Raw genomic sequence first — 25,235 nt, 5'->3', positions numbered from 1 at the left:
CCCCGGACCCGGGAGACGGTGGAGCCATGAACCAGACGACACAGGCAGCGCTGGAGGTCCGCGGGCTGCGCCGGACCTACGGCACCGGCGACGACGCCTTCGAGGCGGTCCGCGGCATCGACCTCACCGTGCCGGCCGGCAGCATCCACGCACTGCTGGGGGTCAACGGGGCGGGCAAGACCTCGGCGCTGGAGGTGATCGAGGGGCTCTCGCCCGCCAGCGCCGGTGAGGTCCGGGTGCTCGGTCTCGACCCGGTCGCCGACCGCGCCGAGGTGCGTCGCCGTACCGGGGTGCTGCTGCAGCGCAGCGGGTTCGTCGGCGACCTGACGGTCCGCGAGACGCTCACCATGTGGGCGGCGACCGTCACCGGCGCCCGCCCGGTCGAGGAGTCGATGGAGATGCTCGACCTCACCCGGCACGCCGACTCGCGGATGCGCGCCCTCTCGGGCGGCGAGCACCGCCGGGTCGACCTGGCGTGCACCCTCACCGGGCACCCCGAGCTGGTGATGCTCGACGAGCCGACCACCGGGCTGGACCCGGAGAGCCGCCGCGCCGTCTGGGAGCTGGTACGCCGGCTCCGCGACGAGGGGGCCACCGTGGTGCTGACCACCCACTACCTGGAGGAGGCCGAGGCGCTCGCCGACCACGTCTCGATCATGCGAGCCGGCGAGATCGTGCGGGCCGGCACCCTTCCCGAGATCGTCGCCGGGCACCCGGCCGAGATCTCCTTCCGCACCCCGAGCCAGCCGCTCATGGTCCCCGACGGCGTCGAGGAGTCCCGCGACGGCGACCGCACCGTGCTGCGGACCGCGGAGCTCCAGCCGGCGCTGACCCGGCTGCTCCTCGACGCCCGCGACCGCGGCGTCACCCTCGACCTGCTGGAGGCCCGCACCGCGACGCTCGAGTCGGTCTTCCTCGCCCTCGCCTCCGATCCCACCTCCGACCTGCAGGGAGCCACCCGATGAGCACCGCGACCCAGATCCCCGCCGTCTCGCGCACCCTGGGCCTGGCCCGCTTCAACGCGATCCTGATGATCCGCAACCGGACCACGATGCTCTACGCCTTCCTGGTCCCGCTGGTCCCGCTGGGGCTGCTCTTCCTCGCCCCGGAGCCGGACCCGATGGCCGGCACCGCCACCATCGGCATCGCACTGCTGATGGCGCTGCTCTTCCCGGGCTACTACAACCTGCTCTCCATGTTCGTGACCCGGCGCGACGAGCTGGTGCTCAAGCGGCTCCGGACCGGGGAGACCCGCGACGTCGAGCTGGTCGCCTCGATGGCGATGCCGGGCGCCGTGCTGACCCTGGTGGTGACGGCGCTGACCGTGCCCATCGCCGCGCTCGCGGGCTTCGACCTGCCGGCCAACCCCCTTCTGCTCCTGCTCGGCGTCGCGCTGGCGATCGTCACCTTCGCCGCCCTGGCGCTCTGGACCGCCGCCTGGACCAGGACCGCGGAGTCGGCCCAGCTGACCAGCGGCCCGGTGATGATCATCGCGATGGCCGGCTTCATGGGCCCCGCCGTCCCCGACAGCGTCGCGCGCTACCTGGACCTGCTGCCCGGTGCTGCGGTCAACGAGCTCATCCGCGCCGGCTGGTTCGGGCTGGCCCGGGGCTCCGACGAGCAGGTCGTCGGCTTCTGGCAGACCTGGGTGGAGGCCGCCCCGGGGATGGCCATCCTCCTCGGCTGGACCCTGCTGGCCCTGGCCCTGGCGGTCCGGTCGATGCGGTGGGAGCCACGTGGCTGACCCGCTCCTAGGATCAGCGGCGATGAGCCCGCCCGGAGAGTCCATGCAGCGCGGTCTGCGCATGCCCCGGCCCGCCCGCGGACAGCTCAGGTTGCCGGGGTGGACCGGGCGCGGCGACGTGGAGCGGGTCGACCTCTACACCCGCGGCTCGCTGCACGTGCTCTTCTGGTTCACCATCGCGATGATCACCCTCAACTCGGTGGCGATGCTCTCCACCTCGTTCGACCGGGCCGCGGCGGTGCTCGCGGCCCTGGCGGTCGCCGTGCCCGCCGTCCGGGTGCTGAAGGCGGCCTTCGTCCTGTATCCCGCCTCGGGGCCGATCCCGTGGCGCCTGCTGGCCCCGGTGCTGCTGCTGAGCGTGCCGGTGCTGGCCTGGCTGCTCACCCTGGAGGGCGACACCGGCGTCTCCCCGGCGCTGGTGCTGGTCGGCACCCTCGCCTGGACGTTGGGTGGGCTGCGGGACCGCCGGGTGATCTGGGTGCTGACGGCGTTCGGCGCCCTGGTGCTCGGCGTGGTGGGGGGACACCCGGCGATGGCGGTCTACGGGGCGGTCGTGGCCGCCTTCTTCGCCTTCACCGTGCAGAGCTCGCTGTGGCTGCTCGGAGTCGTGGTCGAGCTCGACCACGCCCGCAGCTCCGAGGCGGCCCTGGCGGTCGCCGAGGAGCGGCTCCGCTTCTCCCGTGACGTGCACGACGTGATGGGCCGCCACCTGTCGACCATCGCGGTGCAGGCCGAGCTGGCCGCCACCCTCGCCGAGCGCGGCGACGCCCGGGCGCCGGAGCTGGTGCGCGAGGTGCGGAGCACCGCCCACGAGGCGCTGCGCGAGGCCCGCCAGCTGGCCCGCGGCTACCGGCCCCTCGACCTGGCCCAGGAGCTCGAGGGGGCGGTCGCACTGCTCGCCTCGGCGGGGATCGAGGCCACGGGCGACCTCGACGGGCTGCCTGAGGCGTGGCACCCCCCGGTCGCCCGGCTGGTGCGCGAGGCGGTCACCAACGTGCTGCGCCACTCGCAGGCGAGCCGGGTACGCATCGGGTACGACGGCGCCGTGGTGGAGGTGCGCAACGACGGCCTGCCGGCCCGGGCTGCGGAGCGTCCCGGCGGGGGCGACGGCACCGGGCTGGCCACGCTGGTCGCCGAGACGGCGGCGCTGGGTGCGCGGCTGACCCACGAGGTGGAGGGCGAGGAGTTCGTGGTGCGCCTGCGGCTGCGCGCCGACGGCAGGGACGGCGAGGGACGATGACCGAGGACCGACCGATCCGGGTGCTGCTCGCCGACGACGAGAACCTGATCCGCAGTGCGCTGGCGCAGATGCTCGACCTCGAGGACGACCTCGAGGTGGTCGCCGAGGCGGCCGGCGGCGAGGAGGCCGTGGCGGCGGCGCGGGCGCACCAGCCCGACGTGGCCGTCCTGGACCTGCAGATGCCCGACCTCGACGGGATCGAGACGGCGGCCCGGATCGCGGAGGTCGCCCCCGGCTGCGCCTGCATGATCGTCACCAGCCACGGCCGGCCCGGCTACCTCAAGCGGGCCCTGGCCGGCGGCGTCCGCGGCTTCCTGCCCAAGACGACGTCGGCGGCCACCCTGGCGCGGGTGGTGCGGATCGTGCAGGCGGGCGGCCGTCACGTCGACCCCGAGCTGGCCGCCGAGGCGATCGCCGCCGGGGACTCCCCGCTCACCCCGCGCGAGGCCGACGTGCTGGAGGCCGCGGCCGACGCCGCCCCGGTGGAGGAGATCGCGCGGCGCGTCCACCTCTCCGCCGGGACGGTGCGCAACCACATCTCCAACGCGGTCACCAAGCTGGGCGCCGCCAACCGCCACGAGGCGGTGGCCACCGCACGACGGATGGGCTGGATCTGACTCTGCTTGGATGGTGCTGCCGCACGCAGGGCGCGTCGGCACGAGGGGGGGACGAGATGGTCTGGTTGGCAGTGGGGCTCGGGGTCGTGGCGGTAGGAGCGGCGGTCGTCGCCCACCTGGCCCGCCGGCAACGGCGCGAGCTGCTCGGCAACGAGACGTTGGCGGCCGCGGAGCTGCGGCAGCTGCACGCCGCGGCGAAGGAGGCCGCCGGGCCTGACGCGTTCCGTCAGGCGGTCGAGCTCAAGGGCCGCAGCGCGGCGCACGTCGACGGCCTGCTCACCTCCGAGCTCACCTCGACCCCCTGCGTCTGGTACCGGCAGAGGGTCACGCGCAAGTACGAGGAGGTGCGCCGCGACTCCGACGGCGACCGCACCACGGTGCAGCGCGAGGAGGTGATGAGCGACAACCACTCCGACAAGGCCTTCTTCGTGGTGGACGAGACCGGCCGGATCCCGGTGGTGCCGGGCAAGGACGTGCAGGGCGCCCGGAAGGTGCTCAGCGAGTTCCGGCAGGCCGAGCGCGGCGCCGGCTCCTCGAAGCTGGAGCTCGGCTCGCTCAAGCTCAGCCTGCCGACCGGCGGCGGCCGGGGCGGGACGCTGGGCTACGAGTACGAGGAGTGGGTGCTGCCCGAGGGTGTGCAGCTCTTCGTCTGCGGCGAGGCCGTGGACCGCGGGGGCAGGCTCACGGTGCGCGAGCCGCAGGGCAAGGGCTCCCTGCTGATCACCACGAAGTCCGAGGAGGAGCTGCTGGAGGGCGCCCAGAGGCGCTACCAGATCGCCGTCGCGACCAGCGTGGTGGCCGGGATCGCCGCCGTGGTGGCCGCGGTCGTGGCGGCCGTCTCCGCTCTCGCCTGAGCCGGCTGGGCCGGCTGAGCCGCCCTACTCGTCCACCGGCTCGCCGGTGGGGTCCGGCGCGGCCTCGTCCTCGAGCAGGTGGCCGCCGAGCGGGTCGGCGTGCCACTCCACCAGGCGCCACCCCCGGGTGGGGTGCCCTTCCACGGTGACCAGGCCGGTGTTGTGCAGGGGGCTGGTCGCCTCGGGGGTGCCGGCGACCTCGGGCACCCGGGCGGCGACCCAGGTCCGGATGGCCGCGCCGTGGCTGACGACCAGCGCGGTGCGGGCGCCGCTCTGCGCGACCCGGGCGACGTCGGCGTCGTAGCGCTCCAGGAACTCCTCGCCGGTCTCGCCGCCGGGCATCCGGGCGCCGAGCTCGCCGTGCACCCAGCGGTGGACGGTGGTGAGGTAGCCGTGGACGGAGTCGCGGTCGGTCGCCATCTCGTAGCGGCCGGCGGAGATCTCGTGGAGCCCCGGCAGCACGCGCTGTGGCAGGTGGACGCTCTCGACCAGCGGCTGGGCCGTCTGCTGGGTCCGCACCAGCCGGGAGACGAAGACGCCCTCGACCCCGGCGTCGCCGAGGACCCGCGCGGCCGCCGCGGCCTGCGCGCGCCCTCGGCCGGTGAGGTCGAGCCCCGGCTCGCCGGTGTCCAGCGCCCCGGCCACGTTGGCGTGGGTCTGGCCGTGCCGCAGCAGCAGGAGACGCAGGGAGGGGACCGCCATCCCTCAGACCTCGGCCGCCGGGGTCGGAGCGTCGAGACGGGCGAGCACCCGGAAGGCGTTGCCCGGCTGGTCCAGGCCCTCGCGCCAGGCCGAGAGCTGGGCCACCGCCGCGGCGACGGCGCCGACCGGCAGGGCCGCGGCAACGACCGCGGCGCGCGCCAGGCGCTGGGCGCGGGTGGGCCGGGGCAGCCACGGCATCCACGGTCGCGGCACCACCTGGCCGGCGGCGAACCAGACGGCTGGGAGGACGTCGATGCCTCGTGTGGACGGCTCGCGGTAGCGGTCGAGCACGGTGAACCCCCGCTGCTCCAGGGCCTGCTCGAGGCGCGCCATGGAGAGGAAGTGCTGGTGCTGGGGCTGGAGCCAGGGCATCCAGTAGGGCCCTAGCAGGCGCCCGGAGGCGCAGTCGGGGTCGGGCACCTCCACCATCAGCAGGCCATCGGGCTTGAGCGCCGTGACCGCCGCGTCGAGCTCGGCGAGCGGCTCGCGGGTGTGCTCGAGGTAGTGCAGCATGCTGACCACGTCGAACTGGCCGGCCAGGTCGTCGGCCACGTCGGGGAAGAACCCGCGGTGCGCCCGGTCCACCCAGCCGCGGAGCGCGGCGTCGTCGATGGCCTGGCTCTGCTCGACCCCCTCGAAGGAGGTGGTGGGGAACCGCTCCTTGGCGATCAGGCAGAAGTGGGCGTGCCCGCTGCCCACGTCGAGCCAGCGGTCGGGCGCGGCCGTGGCGTGCGCCGCGACCATGCCGACCCGCCCGGCGTAGGCGTCGTCGGAGGAGGCGAAGACCTTCTCCATCTCCGCGCCCGCGAACCCGTCGTAGTAGTCGCGGTAGTAGAAGTCCAGCCCGTCGGGGCTCAGGCGCGGGTTCTGGAAGACGTGCCCGCAGGTGGCGCACTCGTCGAGGGTGAAGGTCCCCGGCTTGTGCTGGATCATGTCGGGCGAGGTGACGCGCGGCGCCACGTCGGGGGAGCCGCACCACCGGCACGAGTCGACCCGCTCCTCGAAGAACCGCTCGGTCCCGCGCTCGAGCTCCTTGGCATAGAGCGGTCGCAGCTCGTCGGAGAGGCGGACCGTGGGGGGCGGCGGCGCCGGCGCCCGCATCAGGGCGACCGAGCGACGCGCCTCGTGGAGCCACCTCCCGGCGCGACCGGCGGTGCGGCCGCGGCCGACCAGCCGCGGCTGGAGCTGGTGGACCAGGAGAGCCGGGAGACCTACGCCGGGCGCCACCACGGCAGCGGCACCCACCGTGGCGAGCGCGGCGGCCGTCCACACCTGGTGGCTGGTGGCGTAGCGGTCGAGCACGGTGCGCAGCACCGTGAGCTCCTCGGAGGGCGACAGCGGGACCGACCGCTCCTCGGGTGCCACCGCGAAGTCGGTCGTGCGCGGGGCGAATCGCTTCACCTGCCGGCTGGCCTCGACGAGCTCGGCGGCGCTGAGGGGCCCGGTGGGCAGCTGCGCCCGCTCGGCCAGCTCGGCGCGGACCAGCAGGGCGTGCCCGGCACTGTGCCCCTCGCAGAGGGGGTCGTCCCGGAAGGTCCGGGTGTCGGCCTGGCGCAGCAGCCCGAGGACCCGGTCGGCCGCGAGGTCGCCGGGGACGAGGTCGACCGCGTCGAGCCCCTCCCGCTCCGCCCAGGCGACGGCCGCGGCCAGCGTCGACGGCCGCGGCTCCACGCCGTGGGCGGCGAGTCTCACCCAACCCTCGGGAGCGCCGGCGTCGCTGGGCGGCAGGGTGGCCAGGCCCTCGCCGCGGCCGCGCAGCCGCAGGCCGTTGAGCACCATCCCGGCGGCGGTGGCGGCGGTGATGGTCCGGGCGGCTCGGGTGAGGCTCTTGGGCATGACTGGTCCCTGACTCGTAGCGCTGGCTGTTCGGCGTCCCACCGCCTCGGCGGGTCCTGAGACCCTAGCGAGGTGGGGCCCCGGGCGGGAGGCGTTCCGAGTGCTGGCGGGTCACGCCCGGGCGGGGACGATCCGGCCGGCCACCTCGCCCAGGGTGATCCGTCCCCCGCCGGTCCCGGGCGCGGTGCAGCGGAGCACCACCTCGTCGCCGTCCTGGAGTGCGAGCCGTTCCTGGTCGCCCACGGCGACGGGCTCGCGCCACCCCCAGGTGAGCTCGAGCAGCGAGCCGAGCTGGTCGCGACGGCTGCCCGAGACCGTGCCCGAGGCGAAGAGGTCGCCGGGGGCCAGGGAGGCCCCGTTGACCGTCAGGTGGGCGAGCATCTGGGCCGGCGACCAGTACATGGCGGCGTACGGCGGCCGGCTGACGACGTGGTCGTTGACCACCACCTCGAGGGCGAGGTCGAGGCCGCGGGTCCGCCCGGGGGCCAGGTAGGGCAGCGGGGTCGGCTCCTGCCGGGGCAGGTCGGTCCAGGCGGCCGTCAGGGCCGCCAGCGGCGTCACCCAGGCCGAGACGCTGGTGGCGAAGCTCTTGCCGAGGAAGGGGCCGAGCGGGACGTACTCCCAGGCCTGGATGTCGCGGGCGCTCCAGTCGTTGAGCCCGACCACCCCGAAGACGTGGTCGGCGAAGGCGTCGGCGCTCACCCGCTCGCCGAGCGCGGTGCCGGTGCCGACCACGAAGCCGATCTCCGCCTCGAGGTCGAGGCGCGCGGTCGGCCCGAAGACGGGGGCGGGGTCCGAGGGGCTCTTGCGCTGACCCAGGGGCCGGATGATCTCGGTGCCGCTGACCACCACGGTGCCGGCCCGGCCGTGGTAGCCGACCGGCAGGTGCTTCCAGTTGGGCAGCAGCGGCTCGGCGTCGGGGCGGAAGATCCGCCCGACGTTCGAGGCGTGGTGCTCGGAGGCGTAGAAGTCGACGTAGTCGCGGGGCGCGAAGGGCAGGTGCAGCGTCACGTCGGCCAGTGGCAGCAGGTGCTCGGCGACCCGGTCCGGCTCGTCTCGGAGCAGCGCGGTCACCGCACCGCGGGCCGCCTCCCACGAGGCCCGGCCGGTGGCCAGGAAGGGGTTGAGGGAGTCCGCGCGCCAGTGCGGCTCCGGCAGCACGGCGGCGAGGTCGAGGACCCGGTCGCCGTACCGCACCCCCACCCGCGGTGCGGGGTCCTGCGCGGTGGAGAGGACGCCGTAGGGCAGGTGGTCGAGCCCGAAGCCGTCGTCGGTGGTGCTCACCCCAGCAGGCCCAGCGCGCGCAGGTCGGCCAGCGGCTCGGCGACCGAGCAGGAGCCGAACGAGGTGAACCAGCGCCGGGCGCCGGCGAGCGACTCCTCGGCGCGCAGCGCGTCGGCCAGCGCGGCCGGGTCCCGCTCGGCCAGGGTCGCGACCACCTCCTCCCGGGCGGCGCCGTCGAAGGCGCGGCGGGTCGCCAGCAGCACGTTGGCGAAGCCGTGCTGGTCGTCGTGGCGCACCGCCCGGTGCAGCCCGGCGGTGCACTTGAAGGGGGTCTCCCGGTCCAGGGCGGCGTCGATCCGCGCGGCGAGGTCGGCCTCGTCGGCGGGCAGCGAGCCGTCGGGGGCGCCGGTGCGGAGCTTGAGCCGCAGCTCGGCGGCGGCGAGCTCGTCGGCGGCCCGGAGCCAGGAGGCGCCCACCCGGCCGGGGACCTCCACGTGGACCGGGGTCTCCTCGTCGAGGACCCCCTCGCCCCGGGCGGCGTCGACCGCGGCCAGCACCCGCCGGGCGTTGCCCGCCAGGTCGTCGAGGTCGCGCAGCGCGATCTCGACCCCGGCGACGTCGAGGCCGGTACGGGTGGCCAGCGCCAGCGGGCCGGCGAGCTGGCCGGCACCCCCGGTGACCACGACGGAGAACCGCGCGTCCGCGTCGCGGGCCTCGGGCAGGTCGGTGTCGCGAAGCACGAAGGTGCCGACCAGGCCGGTGGCGCGGTGGGCCGGGTGCGCGGCGAGGGCCTCGCCCAGCGGGGCGTTCCCGGGCGGGAAGATCGCGGCGTCGTCGACGATCCCGGCCCAGGCGGGAGGCAGGGTCTCTGGCGTGGTGGCGGTCACGGGGTTACTCTAATCAAGCGATATGCGAACGCAAGTGTTCGATCAGCGAACAGGCGAGTCCATGGCAGGGAGGCGTGCGCGATGGCCCACTACCGGAGCGTGGGAGACGTCCCGCCCAAGCGGCACACCCAGCACCGTGACCCCGGCGGCGCCCTCTACCGCGAGGAGCTGATGGGGGAGGAGGGCTTCTCCTCCGACTCCTCGCTGCTCTACCACCGCGGCGTGCCGTCGGCGATCGTCGACAGCCGGGTCTGGGAGCTGCCCGACCAGACGCGCACCCCCCACCACCCGCTCAAGCCGCGCCACCTGCGGCTCCACTCCCTCTTCGACGCCCCGGGCGAGGGCGCCGGTGCCGACCCGGTCACCGGCCGGCGCCTGGTGCTGGGCAACAACGACGTGCGGATCGGCTACGTCGTCACCGGGGTGGAGCCGAGCCCGATCTACCGCAACGCGATCGGCGACGAGTGCGTCTTCGTGGAGTCCGGGAGCGGCGTCGTGGAGACCGTCTTCGGGGTGCTGCCCTACCGCAGCGGCGACTACGTGATCCTGCCTCGGGCCTGCGACCACCGCTGGGTGCCGGCGGAGCCGTCGCGGCTCTACGCGATCGAGGCCACCGGTCACATCCACCCGCCCAAGCGCTACCTCTCCCGCTTCGGGCAGCTCCTCGAGCACGCGCCGTACTGCGAGCGGGACCTGCGCGGGCCCACCGAGCCGCTGCTCGCCGAGGGCACCGACGTGGAGGTGCTGGTCAAGCACCGCACCTCGGCCGGCATCGTCGGCACCCGGCTCACCTGCGCCACCCACCCGTTCGACGTGGTCGGCTGGGACGGCTGCCTCTACCCCTGGACCCTCAACGTCGCCGACTTCGAGCCGATCACCGGCCGGGTGCACCAGCCGCCGCCGGTGCACCAGGTCTTCGAGGGCCACAACTTCGTGGTCTGCAACTTCGTGCCCCGCAAGGTCGACTACCACCCGCTGGCGGTCCCGGTTCCCTACTACCACTCCAACGTCGACTCCGACGAGGTGATGTTCTACGTCGCCGGCGACTACGAGGCGCGCAAGGGGTCGGGGATCGGCGTCGGGTCGATCAGCCTGCACCCGGGCGGCCACCCGCACGGCCCGCAGCCCAGCGCCATCGAGGCCTCGCTGGGCGCGGAGCGGTTCGAGGAGCTCGCCGTCATGGTCGACACCTTCGCGCCGCTCGAGCTCGGCGAGGGCGGGCTGGCGGTCGAGGACCCGGCCTACGCCTGGACGTGGGCGGGACGGGGCCCCGCCTGAGCCGTCCTGTCAGGATGGGAGGGTGCCCAGCCCCTCGGTCCTGTCGGTCTCGCGCGACGAGCTCCACCGTTTCAGCAAGCTGCCCTGCGCCGAGATCACCCTGGTCGCGGGGCTCGGCGTCGTGGGCGACGCGCACGCCGGGACCCTGGTGCAGCACCGCTCCCGGGTCCGGCGCGACCCGAACCAGCCCAACCTGCGGCAGGTGCACCTGGTGCACGCCGAGCTCTTCGCCGAGGTGGCCGAGGCCGGGCACGCCGTCGCCCCGGGGGATCTGGGGGAGAACGTCACCACCAGCGGCGTCCCGCTCCTGGATCTGCCCACCGGCACCCGGCTGGCGTTCGGCGACGCGGTGGTGCGGCTCACCGGCCTGCGCAACCCGTGCCGGCAGATCGACGCCTTCCAGCCCGGCCTGCTCAAGGCGGTGCTGCCGCACGGCGAGCGGCGGGCCGGCGTGATGGCGGTCGTCGAGCAGGGCGGCACGGTCCGCCCGGGCCAGCCGATCGAGGTCAGGCTGCCCGACGGCCCGCACGAGCCGCTGGAGCCGGTGTGAGCCGGCGCCGCCTGCTGCTGGCCGTCGACGCGCCGTCGCTGCTGCACCGCCACCACCACGCCCGCGCCCACTCCGACCTCCGCGACCGGAACGGGCGGCCGGCCTGGGCGCTGCACGGGATGCTGCGCCAGATCCTGGAGGCGATCGACGCCTTCGCGCCCGACGCGGTGATCTTCGGCCTCGACGACCGGACGACGTCCGTGCGCGAGTCGCTCTACCCCGACTACAAGGCGGGCCGGGCGGCCAAGGACCCGGCGCTGGTCGAGCAGCTCGAGCGCACCGGCGCCCTGCTGGACGCGCTCGGCCTGGCCGCGGTCACCCCGCCGGGGCTGGAGGCCGACGACGTCAACGCCTCCGCGGCGGCCTGGGCGGTGGCCCACGACTGGGACTGCGTGCTGGTCACCTCCGACCGCGACTCCTTCGCCCACATCAGCGACCACACCCGGGTGCTGCGACTGATCAACGGCGGGATGGCCGGCTCGCCGCTGCTCACCCCGCGGGCGCTGCGCGCGATGTACGGCGTCACCCCGGCGCAGTACCTGGAGTTCGCCGCCCTGCGCGGCGACGCCAGCGACAACCTGCCCGGCGTGACCGGGCTGGGGGAGAAGACGGTGCCGGTGCTGCTCTCCCAGATGGGCTCGATGCAGGCGGTCTGGGCCGACATCGACCACAGCGAGGGGCGCCACCTCGTCGCCACCTTGGACTCGTGGGCCGAGGAGACCGGCCAGCGCCGGCTCGGCGCCGGGCTGCTGAAGCGGCTCACGGCCCCCGGCGCCCGGGAGCGCTACGAGTTCAACCTCGCCCTGATGTCGGGTCGCGACGACCTCGACCTGGGGCTGACCCCGGACGTGCCGGGCACGCCGGGCCTCCTGCCGCTGGACCCGCTGCGGGTCTCCCGGGTGGTGGGGCACCTCAACGTGGAGTCCACCACCGCCCTGGCGCTGCGGGTGCTGACCGAGCCGCCCGCCTCGACCGGTCAGCTGGCGGGGTTCGCCGCCAGGTGAGCCAGCGCGCCGCGCTCGAAGCGGCGTACCTCGACCAGTCCGACCCGCTCGGGCCGCACGGCCGAGACCAGGGCCTCCACCTGCTCGGTGGTGCCCAGCTGGAGCACGGCGTGGCCGCCGTCGGCCAGGTGCCGGTCGACCAGCGCCAGGCACTGCGCGGCCACGTCCAGGCCGTCGGGCCCGCCGTCGATCGCCAGCTCGGGGTCGTCGGGGTAGCGGGTGATCTCGGCCCGGGGCACCCACGGCGGGTCCGCCAGGATCAGCGGGAACCGCTCGTCGGGTCGCAGCACCTGGTCCATGTAGCCCTGCCGGATCTGTGGTGCGAGCCCCGCCGTGGCGGCGTTGGCGGCCGCGAACTCGCACGCCGCGGGGTTGGCGTCGACCATCACCAGGTCGCGCCCGGTCAGCCTCTGCAGCACCAGCCCGATGTGCCCGGCGCCGCTGCACAGCTCCAGCGCCGGCCCGGCCGGCGCCCCGTCGGCGAGGGCGGCGAGCCACTCGGCCTGGGCGGCCGTCCACGGGCGCGGCTCGAGGACGCGGCTGTCCCAGGCGATCCGCAGGCCGCCGACCACGCTCTCCCTCACTGTCTCCATGGGCCCTGATCATGCCAACCCCCGCCCAGCGCATACTCGTGCGGTGACCCAGCCCTCGCTCGACCCCCGCAGTCGGCGGGCCCTGGTGGTGATCCCGGCCGTGCTGGCGATGCTCTCGATGATCGGCCCGTTCAGCATCGACACCCCGTTCCCGGCGTTCACCCAGATGCGCACCGACTTCGGCGTGGGCGCCCCGGAGATGCAGCTGGTGGTCACCGCCTACCTGGCGTCGTTCGCGGCGATGAGCATCTTCCACGGGCCGCTCTCCGACGCGGTGGGCCGCAAGCCGGTGATCATCGGCTCGCTCGCCGTCTACGTGGGCGCCTCGATCGGGGCCGCCTTCTCCCCGGACCTCGGGGTGCTGCTGGCCTTCCGGGTGCTGCAGGGGCTGAGCGCCGGCGGGGCCACCATCGTGAGCCGCACCGTGATCCGCGACCTCTTCGACGGCGCCCAGGCGCAGGTCCTGATGAGTCGCGTCGCGATGATCTTCGGCCTCGCCCCGGCCATCGCCCCGGTGGTCGGGGGAGTGGTGCTGCAGCTCGGTCCCTGGCCCTGGGTCTTCGCCTTCATGGCGGTGCTGGGGGTGGTGCTGGTCGCGGCGACCGCGTGGGTGCTCCCCGAGAGCCACCCCCCGTCGCGGCGGGTGCCGCTGCACCCGGCCTCGGTGCTGGGCGGGTTGGTCGAGGTGGCGCGACTGCCGGGGTTCCACCGGGTCGCGTGGGCGGCGACCTTCGCCTTCGGCGGCCAGTTCCTCTACATCGGCGGCGCCGCGCTCTTCGTGGTCGACCTGCTCGGGCTGGGCGAGCTCGACTTCTGGGTCTTCTTCGTGCCGATGATCGGCTCGATGGTCGTCGGCTCCTGGATCTCCGGACGCGCCGCCGGCCGGATCACCGGACGCCGCCTGGTCAGCGCCGGCTTCGTCGTCTCGGTGACCGGGGCGGTGGTCGGCGTGGCGTTCTCCCTGACACCGTGGTCCACCGACCTGCCGTGGGCGGTGGTCGGGCCGAGCATCCTCGCCCTGGGCAACGGGATGTCCTACCCGACGCTGCAGCTGATGCTGCTCGACCTCTTCCCCGAGCGTCGGGGCGCCGTCGTCTCCGGCAGCTCCTTCCTCACGCTCATGCTCAACGCGACCGTCGCGGTGCTGGTCACGCCGCTGATCGCGGTCTCGGCGCTGGGCTTCGCCGCCACCGCGCTGGTCATGGTCGTGCTCGGCCGGCTCTGCTGGTGGTGGCACTGCGCGGTCGAGGACCGCGACGCGCCCGTGCCGGCCGGCGCCGAGCCGATGGGGCCGGACGGACCTGCTGTGAGGCCTCAGCCGAGGGCGGGGTAGTCGGTGTAGCCCTCCGCGCCGCCGCCGTAGAAGGTCTCGGGCCGTTGCTCGTTGTGCGGGGCACCGGAGGCCAGACGCGCGGGCAGGTCGGGGTTGGCCAGGAAGGTCCGGCCGAAGGCGACCGCGTCGGCCCACCCGCCGGCCAGCACCCGCTCGGCCTTCGCCGCGTCGTAGGCCCCGGCGACCACCAGGGTGCCCGGGTACGCCGCGCGCAGCGCGTCGCGGTAGTCGTCGTCCAGGGCGGGGCCGCCGGCCCAGTCGGGCTCGGAGAGGTGCAGGTAGGCCAGGTCGCGCTCGGCCAGCGCCCGGGCCAGGACCAGGCCCTCGGCGCCGCCGTCGGGGTCCTCGAGCCCGTTGAACCGGCCGGTCGGCGAGATCCGGATGGCGACCCGGCCGGGGCCCGCCTCCGCGACGCAGGCGTCGACGACCTCGAGCACCAGGCGCATCCGGTTCTCCAGGGAGCCGCCGTAGGCGTCGGTGCGCCGGTTGCTCGCCGCGGAGAGGAACTGGTGGAGCAGGTAGCCGTGGGCGGCGTGGATCTCGACCAGGTCGAAGCCCGCCCGCCGCGCGTTCGCGGCTGCGCGCCGGTAGTCCTCGACCAGGCGCGGCAGCTCGTCGGTCTCCAGCGCCCGGGGGACCGGGACGTCGGCGCGCACGACCCGGCCCTGCTCGTCCTTGAGGCTGGTGCGGGCGCGCACCTCGATCGCCGAGGCCGAGACCGGGAGCGCGCCGTCGTGCAGCGACGGGTGGTCGACCAGACCGGTGTGCCACAGCTGGGCGGCGATCAGCCCGCCCTCCTCGTGCACCGCGTCGGTGACCCGCCGCCAGGCCTCGACCTGCTCGGGGCTGTGCAGCCCCGGGGTGTCGGCGTACCCCTTGCCCTCGGGGCTGATCTGGGTGCCCTCGCTGATCACCAGGCCGGCGGCCGCGCGCTGGCGGTAGTACTCGACGTGGAGGTCCCCGACCAGGTCGCCCGGCTGCTCGGCGCGCATCCGGGTCAGCGGCGCCATGAAGACCCGGTTGACGGCTTTCACGGCGCCCAGCGTCAGGGGGTCGAGCAGGGCGACGGCCGGGGCGGGTGGCTGGTGGTCGGTCATGCCGTGCCCCAACCGGGCCGTCCGGGGGGCTATTCCCCCGGGCCCTCGTCTCGCGTGTCGACACCCTGGCGCGAGCCTTGCCAAGGTGGACAGTATGGGGACCATGACCAATCCGGAGCCACGCCCGCGCGAGCAACGGATCGCCCCCGGCGACACCGAGGTGCCGCTGGAGCTCCTGCCGCCCCGGGAGGTGCCGCTGGGCGGGCCGCGCGGGATGCGGGTGCGCCGGACGCTGCCCCAGCGTCACCGCTCCCTGATCGGGGCCTGGTGCTTCCTGGACCACTACGGGCCCGACGAGGTGGCGGCCACCGGCGGCATGCGGGTGCCCCCGCACCCGCACACCGGGCTGGCCACGGTCAGCTGGCTCTTCACCGGCGAGATCGAGCACCGGGACTCCTCCGGCGCCCATGCCATGGTGCGCCCCGGCGAGTTCAACCTGATGACCGCGGGGCGCGGCATCAGCCACTCCGAGATCTCCACCCCCGAGACCGACGTGCTGCACGGCGTCCAGCTCTGGCTGGCGCTCCCGGAAGGCGCCCGCGACGTCGAGCCCCGCTTCGAGCACTACGTGCCGCGGCCGGTGCGCGGACCCGGCTGGGAGGGCCGCGTCTTCGTCGGGTCGCTGCTCGGCGACCGGTCCCCGGTGCGCACCCACACCCCGCTGGTCGGGGCCGAGGTGATGCTCGCCGACCGGGCCGCCCTCGGGGTCGACGTCGACCCCGGCTTCGAGCACGGGGTGCTGGTCGACCTCGGGCACGTCTCGGTCGACGGCCAGGAGATCAAGCCCGGCGAGCTGCTCTACCTGGCGCCCGGACGCTCCCGCCTCGAGCTGGAGTGCCACGACGAGGCGCGGCTGATCGTGATCGGCGGACCTCCCTTCGGGGAGGAGATCATGATGTGGTGGAACTTCGTGGGCCGCACCCACGAGGAGATCGTGGCCTACCGCGAGGACTGGCAGGCCCAGCTGCACCCCGACGGCGCCCTGGTGACCGACAGCACCTTGGTGGGGCCGGGGCGCTTCGGTGTCGTGGCCGGCCAGCACCTGCCGCCGCTGCCCGCGCCCACCCTGCCCAACGGCCGCCTCAAGCGCCGCCGCTGACACCTCCCGCGAAGCGCCCCCCTGCGCGGCGCTGGCAGACTGCTGGACCGTGAGCGTGCCTGAGGCGGTGGTCGGCGAGGACGGCGTGCCGCGCTGCCCGTGGGCGGTCGGCCACCCGGTCAACCTCGTCTACCACGACACCGAGTGGGGCGTCCCGATCCACGGGGAGGCCGCCCACCTCGAGCGCCTCGCCCTGGAGGCGTTCCAGTCCGGTCTCTCCTGGCTGACCATCCTCAACAAGCGACCGGCCTTCCGGGCGGCGTTCGCGGGCTTCGATGCGGACGCGGTGGCGGCGTACGACGAGCGCGACGTCGAGCGCCTGATGGCCGACGCGGGCATCGTGCGCAACCGGCGCAAGATCGAGGCGGCCGTCACCAACGCCCGGGCCACGGTGGCCCTGCGGGAGCACGGCGGGCTGGAGGAGCTGATCGGGCGGTACCGCCCCGCGGGCCCGGTGGAGCCCCAAGCGGCCACCACCTCGGCGGAGTCGCTCGCTCTCTCGAAGGCGCTGAAGCAGCGCGGCTTCGTCTTCGTCGGGCCGACCACCATGCATGCCCTGATGGAGGCGATCGGCCTCTTCGACCCGCACCTGCCCGGGTGCCACCGGCGCGGGGCCTGCTGATGCTGCGCGGACTGACCGTCCTGCTGGCCTGCCAGCTCGCCGGGGAGGTGCTCGTGACCCTGACCCGGCTCCCGGTGCCGGGCCCGGTGGTCGGGATGGTGCTCCTCTTCCTGCTGCTCCAGGCACGCCCGCCGGAGGCCGGCGCGGGCACCCTCCGGGCCGCCGACGTGCTGCTGCGCCACCTGCAGCTCCTCTTCGTGCCGGCCGGGGTCGGCGTGGTCGTCTACCTCACCGTGCTCCGCGAGGACGCGCTGCCGATCACCGTCGCCCTGGTGGGCTCCTGGCTGGCGGGCCTGCTCGTCGTCGGGTGGACGGTCTCCTGGCTCGGACGACGGCGAGGCGTCCGGTGAGCGGGGAGTGGCGCGAGCTCGCCTCCTCGCCGCTGGCGCTGGTGCTGGTCACCCTGCTCGGCTACCGGCTCGGCCTCCTGCTGCGCGACCGGAGCGGCGGGCACCCGGTCGCCCAGCCCGTGCTGGTCGCGGTGGTGGTGGTCGCGGTGGCGATCACGCTCGCCGACGTCGACTACGCGACGTACGCGGACGGCGCGGCGCTGATCAGCTTCTGGCTCGGGCCGGCGACGGTGGCCCTCGCGGTCCCGCTGCACCGTCAGGTCCGGCGGCTGCGCGGCGTCGTGGGGCCGATGCTGGTGGCGATCCCGCTGGGCGCCGCGGTCTCGATCCTCAGCGCCTACGGCCTCGTCACGGCGCTGGGCGGCGGCGAGGAGCTCGCGCTGACCATGTCGCCGAAGGCGGCCACCACCCCGGTCTCGATCGCGCTGTCGGAGGAGATCGGGGGGATCCCCGCGCTGACCGCGGTGGTGACCGTCACCGCCGGGGTGCTCGGCGCGGTCGCGGGCCCGACCCTGCTGACGGTGGCCCGGGTGCGGAGCCGGGAGGCCAGGGGGCTGGCCCTGGGCGCCTCCTCGCACGGGATCGGCACCGCTCGGGCCCTGCACGAGGACGAGACCGAGGGCGCCTTCTCGGGGCTCTCGATGGGGCTGACCGCCCTGGCGACCAGCCTGCTGCTGCCGGTGCTGCTCTGGCTGCTCTAGGAGGCGGAGTCGTCGAGGTCCTTGAAGTAGCGGGCGACCGGCCAGCGTTCGAAGCCGAGGGACTCGTAGGCCAGACGAGCCGGCGCGTGCCCGGTGTCGGCGCCGGTCTCCACCATCACCATCGTCATGCCGGCTGCCTTCGACCGGGCGAACGAGCGCTCCAGGAGGGCGCGTCCGACGCCCCGCTGCTGGTGGTCGGGGTCGACGACGACGACGTACACCTCGCCCATGCTGTCCTCGGGGTGCAGTCGCGTGCAGACCCAGCCGATCGGCCGGTCGCCGTCGAGCGCGACGTCGACGTTCTCGGGCTCGCTCTGCAGGATCTCCGCGAGGTCCTGGTGCTGCCGGTCACGCCAGCCCGTGGGGTAGAAGGCGGCGTAGACGAAAGAGGGAACCTCCTGCTCGACCGCCGGAAACACGGGCTCCCAGGCCCGCAGTGCGAGCTCGAGCAGGGCGGCGTGGTGGCCCGGGGCGTACGGCACGAGAACCGGAGGAACGGGGTGGGAGGTCACCCCGGAAGTGTGGACCATCACGTGTGGTCAGGGGACCGGTGAGAAGCGTTCGTCGGCGTCACGCCCCCCGCGCGCACGCCAGGTGACAGGTCGGGAAGCGGTTGGAGTCGTCCCGCTGGGCCACCACCCGCCACCGCTCGGCAAGGCCGGCGTCGGCCAGGGCCGAGGCCATCGCGTCGGGGTGCCAGCGCCACGCCCTGGCGACGGCGTGGTCGAACTCGAGCACGGGGCTGCCCGGGTCCTCGCTGACCTGGAACGCCACCAGGACGTGGGCGCCGGACCGGAGCCGGGCGGCCCACGCCGCCAGCACTCCCGGCACGGACGCGGGGGCCACGTGGATCAGGCTGAACCGAGCCAGGATCCCGGCGAGGGGGACGAGGTCCCTGGGCAGACGCCCCAGGCCCGCGTCGTCCTGGTGCCAGCCCAGCTGCGGGTAGCGCCGACGTGCGAGGTCGAGCATGCCCGTCGAGGGATCGACCCCCAGCACCTCCAGCCCGCGCGTGGCGAGGTCGTGGGTGATGTGTCCCGCACCGCACCCGACGTCCACCACCGGTCCCACCGGCCCGTCGGCCAGGAGCTCGTCGGCGAAGAGGGCCACGGCGTGCCGCTCCACGGGTGTGGCGTAGCCGCTCGGGAACGTCTCGTCGTACGCGCTCGCGAGGGCGTCGTAGCCGGGCTGGGTCTGCACGCGGCTCATCGTGGCAGCCGCGTCGACTCGCGGACCAACCGCGAGAGCGAAGCCTCACGTGCGGAGGTCGACGGGAGGGGCCCTGCAGGTGAGCTGCGCCTCGCCGCGCAGTGGGCGCTGCTGCACGGCAGCGATCCACGAGACGATCCCACGGCCTCGCCGTTCGAGAGGCTCGTCCCGTTCGGCGGGGAGGGCGCGCCCTGGGTGCGCGACCTGTGTCCCGGTGAGCTCGCGCTCGTCCGGCAGGTCGGCTGGATGACGGCGCGAGCCGCGATCGCTGACGTGCTCGACCTGCAGCACCGGCTGCCCCGGGTCTGGGCGCGGGTGGAGGCGCTGGAGGCCGAGGCCTGGGTCGCGCGCAAGGTGGCCGTCATCTCCCGCACGCTCGCGCTGCGCGACGTCGGCATGGTCGACGCGGCCGTCGCCCGGGCGATCGCGGGAGAGGCGCCCAGTCGGGTGCTGGAGCTGGCGAGGGCCAAGGTGATCGAGGCGGACCCCGAGGCCCACGCGCACCGGGTGGCGGTCGAGCGAGGACGGCGGCACGTCACCCTCTCCCGCACCGACGAAGTCGGTCTGAGGCACGTGATCGCCCGGGTGGAGGCTGGCGACGCGGTCTACGTGGACGCGATGGTCGCGCGGGTCGCCGAGATCCTCCGCGAGCGGTTGCACGCATCCGGGGTGCCGCCTCGCGAGCAGCCGACGGGCGACGTGCTGCGCTCCGAGGCTTTCGGCTGGCTGGCCCGCCCCGCCGAGCTCCTGCGGCTGCTCCTGGAGCACGCCGAGGGGGCGGACCCCGGCGACCCGGACCCGGACCCGGACCCGGACCCGCCAACGTCCCGCACCACGGCGTTCCCCGTCGACCTGCTGGCCGCCCTGCGATCGATCGACCCCACCCGCCTGCGTCCCCGAGCCTGCCTCTACGTCCACGTGACCGCCGATGCGCTCGCCGACGCCGACCGGGCCGTGGTCCGGCTCGAGGAGCACGGCCCCCTCCTGGCCGCCCAGCTCCGGAGCCTGCTCCGGCACGCCCATGTCGAGCTCAAGCCGGTGGTCAATCTGGCCGAGGACGTGCGGGTCACCGCCTACGAGCACCCCGAGTCGCTCCGCGAGCGCGTCTGGCTCCTCGCCGGCGGTGGCGACAGGTTCCCGTGGTCCGGCTCGAGCAGCCGGCACGTCGACCTCGACCACGTGCGCCCCTGGACCCGCGGCGGACCACCTGGGCAGACCGGCACCCACAACTCCCACCCGCTGCTGCGACGCCACCACCGCTGGAAGACGCACGCCCGGGGTGGGGTCTGGCAGGTGGGCCGAGCCCGATGGCTCTGGCGCAGTCCGCACGGCAGGTACGTGCTCGTCGGACCGGAGGGAACGGCGGCCCTGTGACGCGATGGCGACGTGTCCTCGACTCGCGTGGTGACGGAGGTTACTGTCCGGTCGCATGACGCGACGCCATGCCTACGCCGAGGACGCCCTGCTCGACCACGACGCCGTCGGCCTGGTCGAGATGCTGCACCGGGGCGAGGTCTCGCCCGTCGAGCTGGTCGAGGCCTCGATCGCCCGGACCCTCGAGGTGGACGAGCACCTCGGCACCCTCGCGGTGGAGATGTTCGACCTGGCGCGCCACCGGGCGCGGGACCCGCGCGGCGGCTACTTCTCGGGGATCCCGACCGTCATCAAGGACAACGCCGACGTGGCCGGCGTCCCGACCCAGCACGGCACCGACGCCTTCGTCTCCCCGCCGGCCACCCGGGACGGCGACTTCGCGCGGATGTTCCTGGCCACCGGCGTCATCCCGCTCGGCAAGTCCCGGCTCTCGGAGTTCGGGTTCTCCGGCGCGGTCGACCACCCGCGGCTCGGCCCGGTGCGGAGCCCCTGGCACCACGACCACTACGCCGGAGCCTCCTCCGCGGGCTCGGCCGCGCTGGTCGCCGCCGGGGCCGTGCCCCTGGCCCACGCCAACGACGGGGGAGGGTCGATCCGCATCCCGGCGGCCGTCAACGGACTGGTCGGCCTCAAGCCCACCCGGGACCGGGTGCCCCAGGACAAGCTCAACCGCAGCATGCCGGTGCGGATCGTCGCCGACGGCGTGCTGACCCGCACGGTGCGTGACACCGCAGCCTTCCTGCGCGAGTCCGAGCGCATCTACCGCAATCCGGCCCTCCCGCCGGTGGGCGACGTGAGGGGGCCGTCGGGCCGACGGCTGAGGGTCGCGGTCGTCACCGAGGGGGTGGGGCGCAGCGCGTCGCCGGAGGTGCGGGAGCTCACCCTGAAGACGGCCGCGCTGCTGGAGGAGCTGGGCCACCAGGTCGAGCACGTCGACCCCCCGGTCCCGGACTGGTTCGCCGACCACTTCCTGCTCTACTGGTCGATGCTCTCGATGTTCCTGGTGCGCACCGGCCGCTCCACCCACGGCGGCTCCTGGAACCCGGCCAACCTGGACAACCTCACCCTCGGCCTCGCCCGGCACTGCCAGCGCAACCTGCACAAGCTGCCGGTGGCCATCGCGACCATGGCGGGCTCGCAGCTGATCTCCCGCAAGCACTACGAGCGGTACGACGTCACCCTCACCCCGACGCTGGCCACCGAGACCCCGCGCGTGGGGCACCTCGACCCGACCCGGGACTACGAGGAGGTCATCGACCGGATGATGGACTGGGTCGCGTTCACGCCCCTGCAGAACGCCACCGGCGAGCCGGCCGTGAGCCTGCCGCTGGCGACCACCGCCGCGGGGCTTCCGCACGGCATGCAGCTGGCCGCGGGCAAGGGGCAGGAGGCCCTTCTCCTGGACCTCGCGTACTCCCTGGAGGAGGCGCAGCCGTGGCCTCGGATCCAGGATTGAGGGCCCGATTTCACGCCCGGCTCAGCCCTGTGTATTCTCTTCCGACGTTGCCCCTTTAGCTCAGTCGGCAGAGCGTCTCCATGGTAAGGAGAAGGTCTACGGTTCGATTCCGTAAAGGGGCTCTGGGACGGGTCCCGTACTCTTGAGTGCGGTGCCTCCCCGGTGGCGGGGTAGCTCAGGTGGTTAGAGCACACGACTCATAATCGTGGTGTCGCGGGTTCGAGTCCCGCCCTCGCTACGAGAACGACCCCCTGGACGAAGCACCACGCCGGACCAGCCGGTACCGCATCACACCAAGCATTCGACGAAGGACTTCCCGTGGCCAGCAAGAGCTCTGACGTTCGCCCCAAGATCACGCTTGCGTGCGTGGACTGCAAGGAGCGCAACTACATCACCAAGAAGAACCGTCGGAACGACCCCGACCGTATGGAGATGAAGAAGTTCTGCCCGCGCTGCCGCACGCACACCGCGCACCGCGAGACCCGCTGACGGCTCGCTCTCCAGCGTCTCGACGCCCCGCGTCGCCGACCCGCCCGGTCTCACCGGGCGGGTCGCTCGCTATTTTGGCTGCCATGCCCCTCGACCAGTCCCTGGTGGGACGCAGCTTCCCGCCCACCGCCCCCTACGTGGTGACCCGCGAGGCGGTCTCCGCCTTCGCCGCGGCCACCGGCGGGGCCTACGACGGCGGCCCGGCGCCGGTGACCTTCCCCATCGTCCTCGCCTTCGACGCCATGCAGGACTTCCTGGACGCCCAGGGCTTGGCGCTGCACCGCGTCGTCCACGGGGAGCAGCGGTTCGCCTACGAGCGGCCCGTGCTGGTGGGTGACACCCTCACCGCCACCCTGACGGTCAGCTCGCTGCGCCACATCGGCGGCAACGACATCATCGGCACCACCAGTGCCCTCGCCGACGCCGACGGCACCCTGGTCTGCACCGCGCACGCCACCCTGGTCCACCGGGGCGAGGAGGAGTCATGAGCACGCTGACCGCCGGGCAGGCGCTGGAGCCGCAGACCTACACGATCGTCCGGGACGACCTGGTCCGCTACGCCGCGGCCAGCGGCGACCACAACCCGATCCACCAGGACGAGGCGGTCGCTCGCTCGGTCGGCCTGCCCGGGGTGATCGCCCACGGCATGTACACGATGGCGCTGGTCGGCCGCGCGGTGCGGGAGTGGACCGGCGGTGGCGAGGTGCGTCAGCTGGGCTGCAAGTTCTCCAACCCGGTGGTCGTCCCGGCCGACGCCGGCGTCGAGGTGCGGGTGGCCGGCACCGTCAAGGAGGTCGTGCCGGAGGCCGACGGCTCCGCGTCCGTCACCCTGGCGCTCGAGGTGACCAGCGCGGGGCAGAAGGTGCTGGGCATGCCCCGCGCCGTGGTGAGGCTGGCACCCGTTGGCTGAGCCCGCGCCGCGGCCCCTGCTGCGCGACCACACCACGCTGCGGCTCGGCGGACCCGCCGACGAGCTGCTCGTCGCCACCACCGAGGCCGAGCTGGTCGAGGCGGTCGCCGACGCGGACGCCGCGGGCGTCCCGGTGCTGCTGCTCGCCGGCGGCTCCAACCTGGTGGTCGCCGATGCGGGGTTCGCGGGGCGCGTGGTCAAGATCGCGACCTCCGGCGTCGTCGCCGACGTCGAGGGGGACGCCGCGGCCTGCGGCGGCGTCCTGGTGAAGGTGGCGGCGGGGGAGTCGTGGGACGGCTTCGTCGCCCGGGCCGTCGCCCGGGGCTGGAGCGGCGTGGAGGCCCTCTCCGGCATCCCCGGCTCGGTGGGTGCCTCCCCGGTGCAGAACGTGGGCGCCTACGGCCAGGAGGTCTCCCAGACGATCGCCTCGGTGCGGACCTGGGACCGCGTCGAGCGGCGCCAGCGCACCATCGCCGCCGCCGACTGCGGCTTCGCCTACCGCGACAGCCGCTTCAAGGCAGACCCGGAGCGGTACGTCGTGCTCGAGGTGACCTTCCAGCTGCCGCTCGGGTCGCTGTCGGCCCCGGTCGGGTATGCCGAGCTCGCCCGCACCCTCGGCGTCCAGGTGGGTGAGCGCGCCCCCCTCGACGCGGTGCGCGAAGCCGTCCTCGCGCTGCGCCGTGGCAGGGGGATGGTCCTCGACGACGCCGACCACGACACCTGGAGCGCCGGCTCGTTCTTCACCAACCCGCTGCTCAGCGCCGAGCAGGCGGCTGCCCTGCCGCCCGAGGCGCCGCGCTTTCCGCAGCCCGACGGCAGGGTCAAGACCAGCGCCGCCTGGCTCATCGAGCACGCCGGCTTCGCCAAGGGGCACAGCCTCGGCGCCCCGGTCAGTCTCTCCACCAAGCACACGCTGGCGCTGACGAACCGCGGCGGAGCCACCACGGCCGACCTGCTCGCCCTGGCCCGCGAGGTCCGCGACGGGGTCGAGCGGGCCTACGGCGTGCGCCTGGTCAACGAGCCGGTGCTGGTCGGCGCCTCACTCTGAGAGCCAGGCGTCGATCTCGGCGAGCACCCGGGTGCGCAGGTCCGACGGCGCCCGGGAGGCGCGGACCGACATCCTGGCCAGCTCGGCGAGCTGCTCGTCGGTGAGCTCGTGGGCGGCCCGCATGGTGGCGTACTGCCCGGCCAGCTGCGACCCGAAGAGCAGCGGGTCGTCCGCGCCGAGGGCGACGGTGGCGCCGGCGGCCATCAGCTGGGGGAGCGGCACGGAGGTGAGGTCGGAGTAGACCCCCAGGGCCACGTTGGAGACCGGGCAGACCTCCAGCGCGGTCCCGCTCGCCACGATCCGCTCCAGCAGGCGCGGGTCCTCGGCCGCCCGGACGCCGTGGCCCAGCCGGTCGGCGTGCAGCTCGTCGAGGCAGACCCGGACGTGCTCGGGCCCGCGCAGCTCGCCGCCGTGCGGCACCAGCAGCAGGCCGGCCCGCTCCGCGATGGCGAAGGCGGGGGCGAAGTCGTGGGTCTGTCCGCGGCGCTCGTCGTTGGAGAGCCCGAAGCCGACCACGCCCCGCCCGGCGTACTGGGCGGCCAGCCGGGCCAGGGTGCGGGCATCCATCGGGTGCCGGGTCCGGTTGGCGGCGATCACCACGGCCATGCCCAGCCCGGTGCGCACCGAGGCGTCCGCCACGGCGTCCAGCACCAGGTCGGTGAAGGCGGTGATGCCGCCGAACCGGGCCGCGTAGCCGCTGGGGTCGACCTGGATCTCCAGCCAGCGGCCGCCGTCGCGCACGTCGTCCTCGGCGGCCTCGCGCACCAGCCGCCGGACGTCGCCCTCGGTGCGCAGCACCGAGCGCGCCACGTCGTAGAGACGCTGGAAGCGGAACCAGCCCTTCTCGTCGGCCGCGGACAGCTGCGGCGGCCACTCCGAGACCAGCGGGTCAGGCAGGACGATGCCGTCACGCTCCGCCAGCTCGAGCAGCGTGGTGTGCCGCATCGAGCCGGTGAAGTGCAGGTGCAGGTGCGCCTTGGGAAGCGTGAGCAGGTCGCGCCTGACCCGCATGGTCGCG

The 25,235-nt window shown here is 74.4% G+C and carries 28 protein-coding genes and 2 tRNA genes; 21 read left to right on the top strand and 9 right to left on the bottom strand.

The annotated features are described in order from the left end of the window. Positions 1–26: 26 nt before the first annotated feature. Genes AC4BG9_RS06775 through AC4BG9_RS06755 form a run of 5 tightly spaced genes read left to right on the top strand, consistent with a single transcriptional unit; the run spans position 27 to position 4,455 of the window. On the top strand, positions 27–965 hold the full coding sequence (locus AC4BG9_RS06775; RefSeq protein ID WP_490570322.1) for an ABC transporter ATP-binding protein: 939 nt from the start codon (positions 27–29) through the stop codon (positions 963–965). Next, entirely contained in the window at positions 962–1,744 is a 783-nt protein-coding gene (locus AC4BG9_RS06770; protein WP_490570321.1) for an ABC transporter permease, read from the top strand. Before AC4BG9_RS06775 ends, AC4BG9_RS06770 begins: the two co-directional genes overlap by 4 nt. Positions 1,745–1,766: 22 nt before the next feature. Further along, a complete protein-coding gene (locus AC4BG9_RS06765; protein ID WP_490570320.1) occupies positions 1,767–2,984 on the top strand; it encodes a sensor histidine kinase in 1,218 nt (405 codons plus the stop codon). Continuing rightward, positions 2,981–3,601 carry a response regulator gene (locus tag AC4BG9_RS06760; protein WP_490570319.1) on the top strand — a complete coding sequence of 207 codons (621 nt, stop codon included), beginning with the start codon at positions 2,981–2,983 and terminating at the stop codon, positions 3,599–3,601. The genes AC4BG9_RS06765 and AC4BG9_RS06760 overlap by 4 nt, the downstream gene beginning before the upstream one ends. A gap of 56 nt (positions 3,602–3,657) precedes the next feature. Beyond that, positions 3,658–4,455: a GIDE domain-containing protein gene (locus tag AC4BG9_RS06755; protein WP_490570318.1), complete on the top strand. Its 798-nt coding sequence runs from the start codon at positions 3,658–3,660 to the stop codon at positions 4,453–4,455. 24 nt (positions 4,456–4,479) lie between these two features. Here AC4BG9_RS06755 and AC4BG9_RS06750 read toward each other — a convergent pair whose 3' ends face one another. The 4 genes from AC4BG9_RS06750 to AC4BG9_RS06735 all read right to left on the bottom strand — a co-directional run bounded on the left by AC4BG9_RS06750 (position 4,480) and on the right by AC4BG9_RS06735 (position 9,104). Further along, a complete protein-coding gene (locus AC4BG9_RS06750) occupies positions 4,480–5,157 on the bottom strand; it encodes a histidine phosphatase family protein (RefSeq protein WP_490570317.1) in 678 nt (225 codons plus the stop codon). Positions 5,158–5,160: 3 nt separating this feature from the next. Continuing rightward, positions 5,161–6,993: a class I SAM-dependent methyltransferase gene (locus tag AC4BG9_RS06745; protein WP_490570316.1), complete on the bottom strand. Its 1,833-nt coding sequence runs from the start codon at positions 6,991–6,993 to the stop codon at positions 5,161–5,163. Positions 6,994–7,104: 111 nt separating this feature from the next. Further along, positions 7,105–8,277 carry a fumarylacetoacetase gene (gene fahA, locus AC4BG9_RS06740; RefSeq protein ID WP_490570315.1) on the bottom strand — a complete coding sequence of 391 codons (1,173 nt, stop codon included), beginning with the start codon at positions 8,275–8,277 and terminating at the stop codon, positions 7,105–7,107. Then, positions 8,274–9,104, bottom strand: a complete 831-nt coding sequence (locus AC4BG9_RS06735; RefSeq protein ID WP_490570314.1) for a hypothetical protein — start codon at positions 9,102–9,104, stop codon at positions 8,274–8,276. The genes fahA and AC4BG9_RS06735 overlap by 4 nt, the downstream gene beginning before the upstream one ends. 81 nt (positions 9,105–9,185) lie before the next feature. Here AC4BG9_RS06735 and AC4BG9_RS06730 point away from each other — a divergent pair, with 81 nt between their 5' ends. Genes AC4BG9_RS06730 through AC4BG9_RS06720 form a run of 3 tightly spaced genes read left to right on the top strand, consistent with a single transcriptional unit; the run spans position 9,186 to position 11,936 of the window. Further along, the gene (locus AC4BG9_RS06730; protein ID WP_490570313.1) at positions 9,186–10,382 is read left to right on the top strand and encodes a homogentisate 1,2-dioxygenase; all 1,197 of its coding nucleotides are present in this window, start codon (positions 9,186–9,188) and stop codon (positions 10,380–10,382) included. 22 nt (positions 10,383–10,404) lie between these two features. After that, complete coding sequence (locus tag AC4BG9_RS06725) at positions 10,405–10,932, top strand: MOSC domain-containing protein (protein ID WP_490570312.1); 528 nt, start codon at positions 10,405–10,407, stop codon at positions 10,930–10,932. Next, positions 10,929–11,936 carry a 5'-3' exonuclease gene (locus AC4BG9_RS06720; RefSeq protein WP_490570311.1) on the top strand — a complete coding sequence of 336 codons (1,008 nt, stop codon included), beginning with the start codon at positions 10,929–10,931 and terminating at the stop codon, positions 11,934–11,936. Before AC4BG9_RS06725 ends, AC4BG9_RS06720 begins: the two co-directional genes overlap by 4 nt. On the opposite strand, the gene AC4BG9_RS06715 is transcribed toward AC4BG9_RS06720, so the two are convergent. Then, positions 11,909–12,529, bottom strand: a complete 621-nt coding sequence (locus AC4BG9_RS06715) for a methyltransferase (RefSeq protein WP_490570310.1) — start codon at positions 12,527–12,529, stop codon at positions 11,909–11,911. The genes AC4BG9_RS06720 and AC4BG9_RS06715 overlap by 28 nt on opposite strands. A 43-nt stretch (positions 12,530–12,572) precedes the next feature. Here AC4BG9_RS06715 and AC4BG9_RS06710 point away from each other — a divergent pair, with 43 nt between their 5' ends. Continuing rightward, positions 12,573–13,862: a multidrug effflux MFS transporter gene (locus tag AC4BG9_RS06710; RefSeq protein ID WP_490570309.1), complete on the top strand. Its 1,290-nt coding sequence runs from the start codon at positions 12,573–12,575 to the stop codon at positions 13,860–13,862. On the opposite strand, the gene nemA is transcribed toward AC4BG9_RS06710, so the two are convergent. After that, positions 13,844–14,959: an N-ethylmaleimide reductase gene (nemA, locus tag AC4BG9_RS06705; protein WP_490570308.1), complete on the bottom strand. Its 1,116-nt coding sequence runs from the start codon at positions 14,957–14,959 to the stop codon at positions 13,844–13,846. The two genes, AC4BG9_RS06710 and nemA, sit on opposite strands and share 19 nt — an antisense overlap. Positions 14,960–15,062: 103 nt before the next feature. Here nemA and AC4BG9_RS06700 point away from each other — a divergent pair, with 103 nt between their 5' ends. Genes AC4BG9_RS06700 through AC4BG9_RS06685 form a run of 4 tightly spaced genes read left to right on the top strand, consistent with a single transcriptional unit; the run spans position 15,063 to position 17,731 of the window. Continuing rightward, the gene (locus AC4BG9_RS06700; RefSeq protein WP_490570307.1) at positions 15,063–16,058 is read left to right on the top strand and encodes a pirin family protein; all 996 of its coding nucleotides are present in this window, start codon (positions 15,063–15,065) and stop codon (positions 16,056–16,058) included. Between the two features lie 55 nt (positions 16,059–16,113). Next, positions 16,114–16,680 (top strand): DNA-3-methyladenine glycosylase I, encoded by a 567-nt coding sequence (locus AC4BG9_RS06695; RefSeq protein WP_490570650.1) that lies wholly within the window; start codon positions 16,114–16,116, stop codon positions 16,678–16,680. Further along, on the top strand, positions 16,680–17,030 hold the full coding sequence (locus AC4BG9_RS06690) for a CidA/LrgA family protein (protein WP_490570306.1): 351 nt from the start codon (positions 16,680–16,682) through the stop codon (positions 17,028–17,030). Before AC4BG9_RS06695 ends, AC4BG9_RS06690 begins: the two co-directional genes overlap by 1 nt. Continuing rightward, positions 17,027–17,731, top strand: coding sequence for an LrgB family protein (locus AC4BG9_RS06685; protein ID WP_490570305.1), 705 nt, complete (start codon positions 17,027–17,029; stop codon positions 17,729–17,731). Before AC4BG9_RS06690 ends, AC4BG9_RS06685 begins: the two co-directional genes overlap by 4 nt. Here the strand turns inward: AC4BG9_RS06685 and AC4BG9_RS06680 are convergent. Then, a complete protein-coding gene (locus tag AC4BG9_RS06680; protein ID WP_490570304.1) occupies positions 17,728–18,243 on the bottom strand; it encodes a GNAT family N-acetyltransferase in 516 nt (171 codons plus the stop codon). The genes AC4BG9_RS06685 and AC4BG9_RS06680 overlap by 4 nt on opposite strands. 58 nt (positions 18,244–18,301) lie before the next feature. Then, positions 18,302–18,931 (bottom strand): class I SAM-dependent DNA methyltransferase, encoded by a 630-nt coding sequence (locus tag AC4BG9_RS06675; RefSeq protein ID WP_490570303.1) that lies wholly within the window; start codon positions 18,929–18,931, stop codon positions 18,302–18,304. Between the two features lie 204 nt (positions 18,932–19,135). Here AC4BG9_RS06675 and AC4BG9_RS06670 point away from each other — a divergent pair, with 204 nt between their 5' ends. The 8 genes from AC4BG9_RS06670 to AC4BG9_RS06635 all read left to right on the top strand — a co-directional run bounded on the left by AC4BG9_RS06670 (position 19,136) and on the right by AC4BG9_RS06635 (position 24,217). Then, on the top strand, positions 19,136–20,314 hold the full coding sequence (locus AC4BG9_RS06670; RefSeq protein WP_490570302.1) for a hypothetical protein: 1,179 nt from the start codon (positions 19,136–19,138) through the stop codon (positions 20,312–20,314). 55 nt (positions 20,315–20,369) lie between these two features. Further along, positions 20,370–21,770: an amidase gene (locus AC4BG9_RS06665; RefSeq protein ID WP_490570301.1), complete on the top strand. Its 1,401-nt coding sequence runs from the start codon at positions 20,370–20,372 to the stop codon at positions 21,768–21,770. 49 nt (positions 21,771–21,819) lie between these two features. Then, positions 21,820–21,892 (top strand) — tRNA-Thr (locus AC4BG9_RS06660). A 42-nt stretch (positions 21,893–21,934) separates the two neighbouring features. Continuing rightward, positions 21,935–22,008, top strand: a tRNA-Met gene (locus AC4BG9_RS06655). Between the two features lie 80 nt (positions 22,009–22,088). Beyond that, positions 22,089–22,259 carry a 50S ribosomal protein L33 gene (gene rpmG, locus AC4BG9_RS06650; protein WP_056682466.1) on the top strand — a complete coding sequence of 57 codons (171 nt, stop codon included), beginning with the start codon at positions 22,089–22,091 and terminating at the stop codon, positions 22,257–22,259. 83 nt (positions 22,260–22,342) lie between these two features. After that, positions 22,343–22,747 (top strand): FAS1-like dehydratase domain-containing protein, encoded by a 405-nt coding sequence (locus AC4BG9_RS06645; RefSeq protein ID WP_490570300.1) that lies wholly within the window; start codon positions 22,343–22,345, stop codon positions 22,745–22,747. After that, complete coding sequence (locus tag AC4BG9_RS06640; RefSeq protein WP_490570299.1) at positions 22,744–23,169, top strand: MaoC/PaaZ C-terminal domain-containing protein; 426 nt, start codon at positions 22,744–22,746, stop codon at positions 23,167–23,169. The genes AC4BG9_RS06645 and AC4BG9_RS06640 overlap by 4 nt, the downstream gene beginning before the upstream one ends. Continuing rightward, a complete protein-coding gene (locus AC4BG9_RS06635) occupies positions 23,162–24,217 on the top strand; it encodes a UDP-N-acetylmuramate dehydrogenase (protein ID WP_490570298.1) in 1,056 nt (351 codons plus the stop codon). Before AC4BG9_RS06640 ends, AC4BG9_RS06635 begins: the two co-directional genes overlap by 8 nt. Here the strand turns inward: AC4BG9_RS06635 and AC4BG9_RS06630 are convergent. Next, positions 24,209–25,228, bottom strand: a complete 1,020-nt coding sequence (locus tag AC4BG9_RS06630; protein ID WP_490570297.1) for an adenosine deaminase — start codon at positions 25,226–25,228, stop codon at positions 24,209–24,211. The two genes, AC4BG9_RS06635 and AC4BG9_RS06630, sit on opposite strands and share 9 nt — an antisense overlap. Positions 25,229–25,235: the final 7 nt, after the last annotated feature.

The organism is Nocardioides sp. Z40_12 (assembly GCF_058215795.1).
Note: the sequence above shows the minus strand (reverse complement) of the source record. Positions and strands in the feature narration are given on the sequence as shown.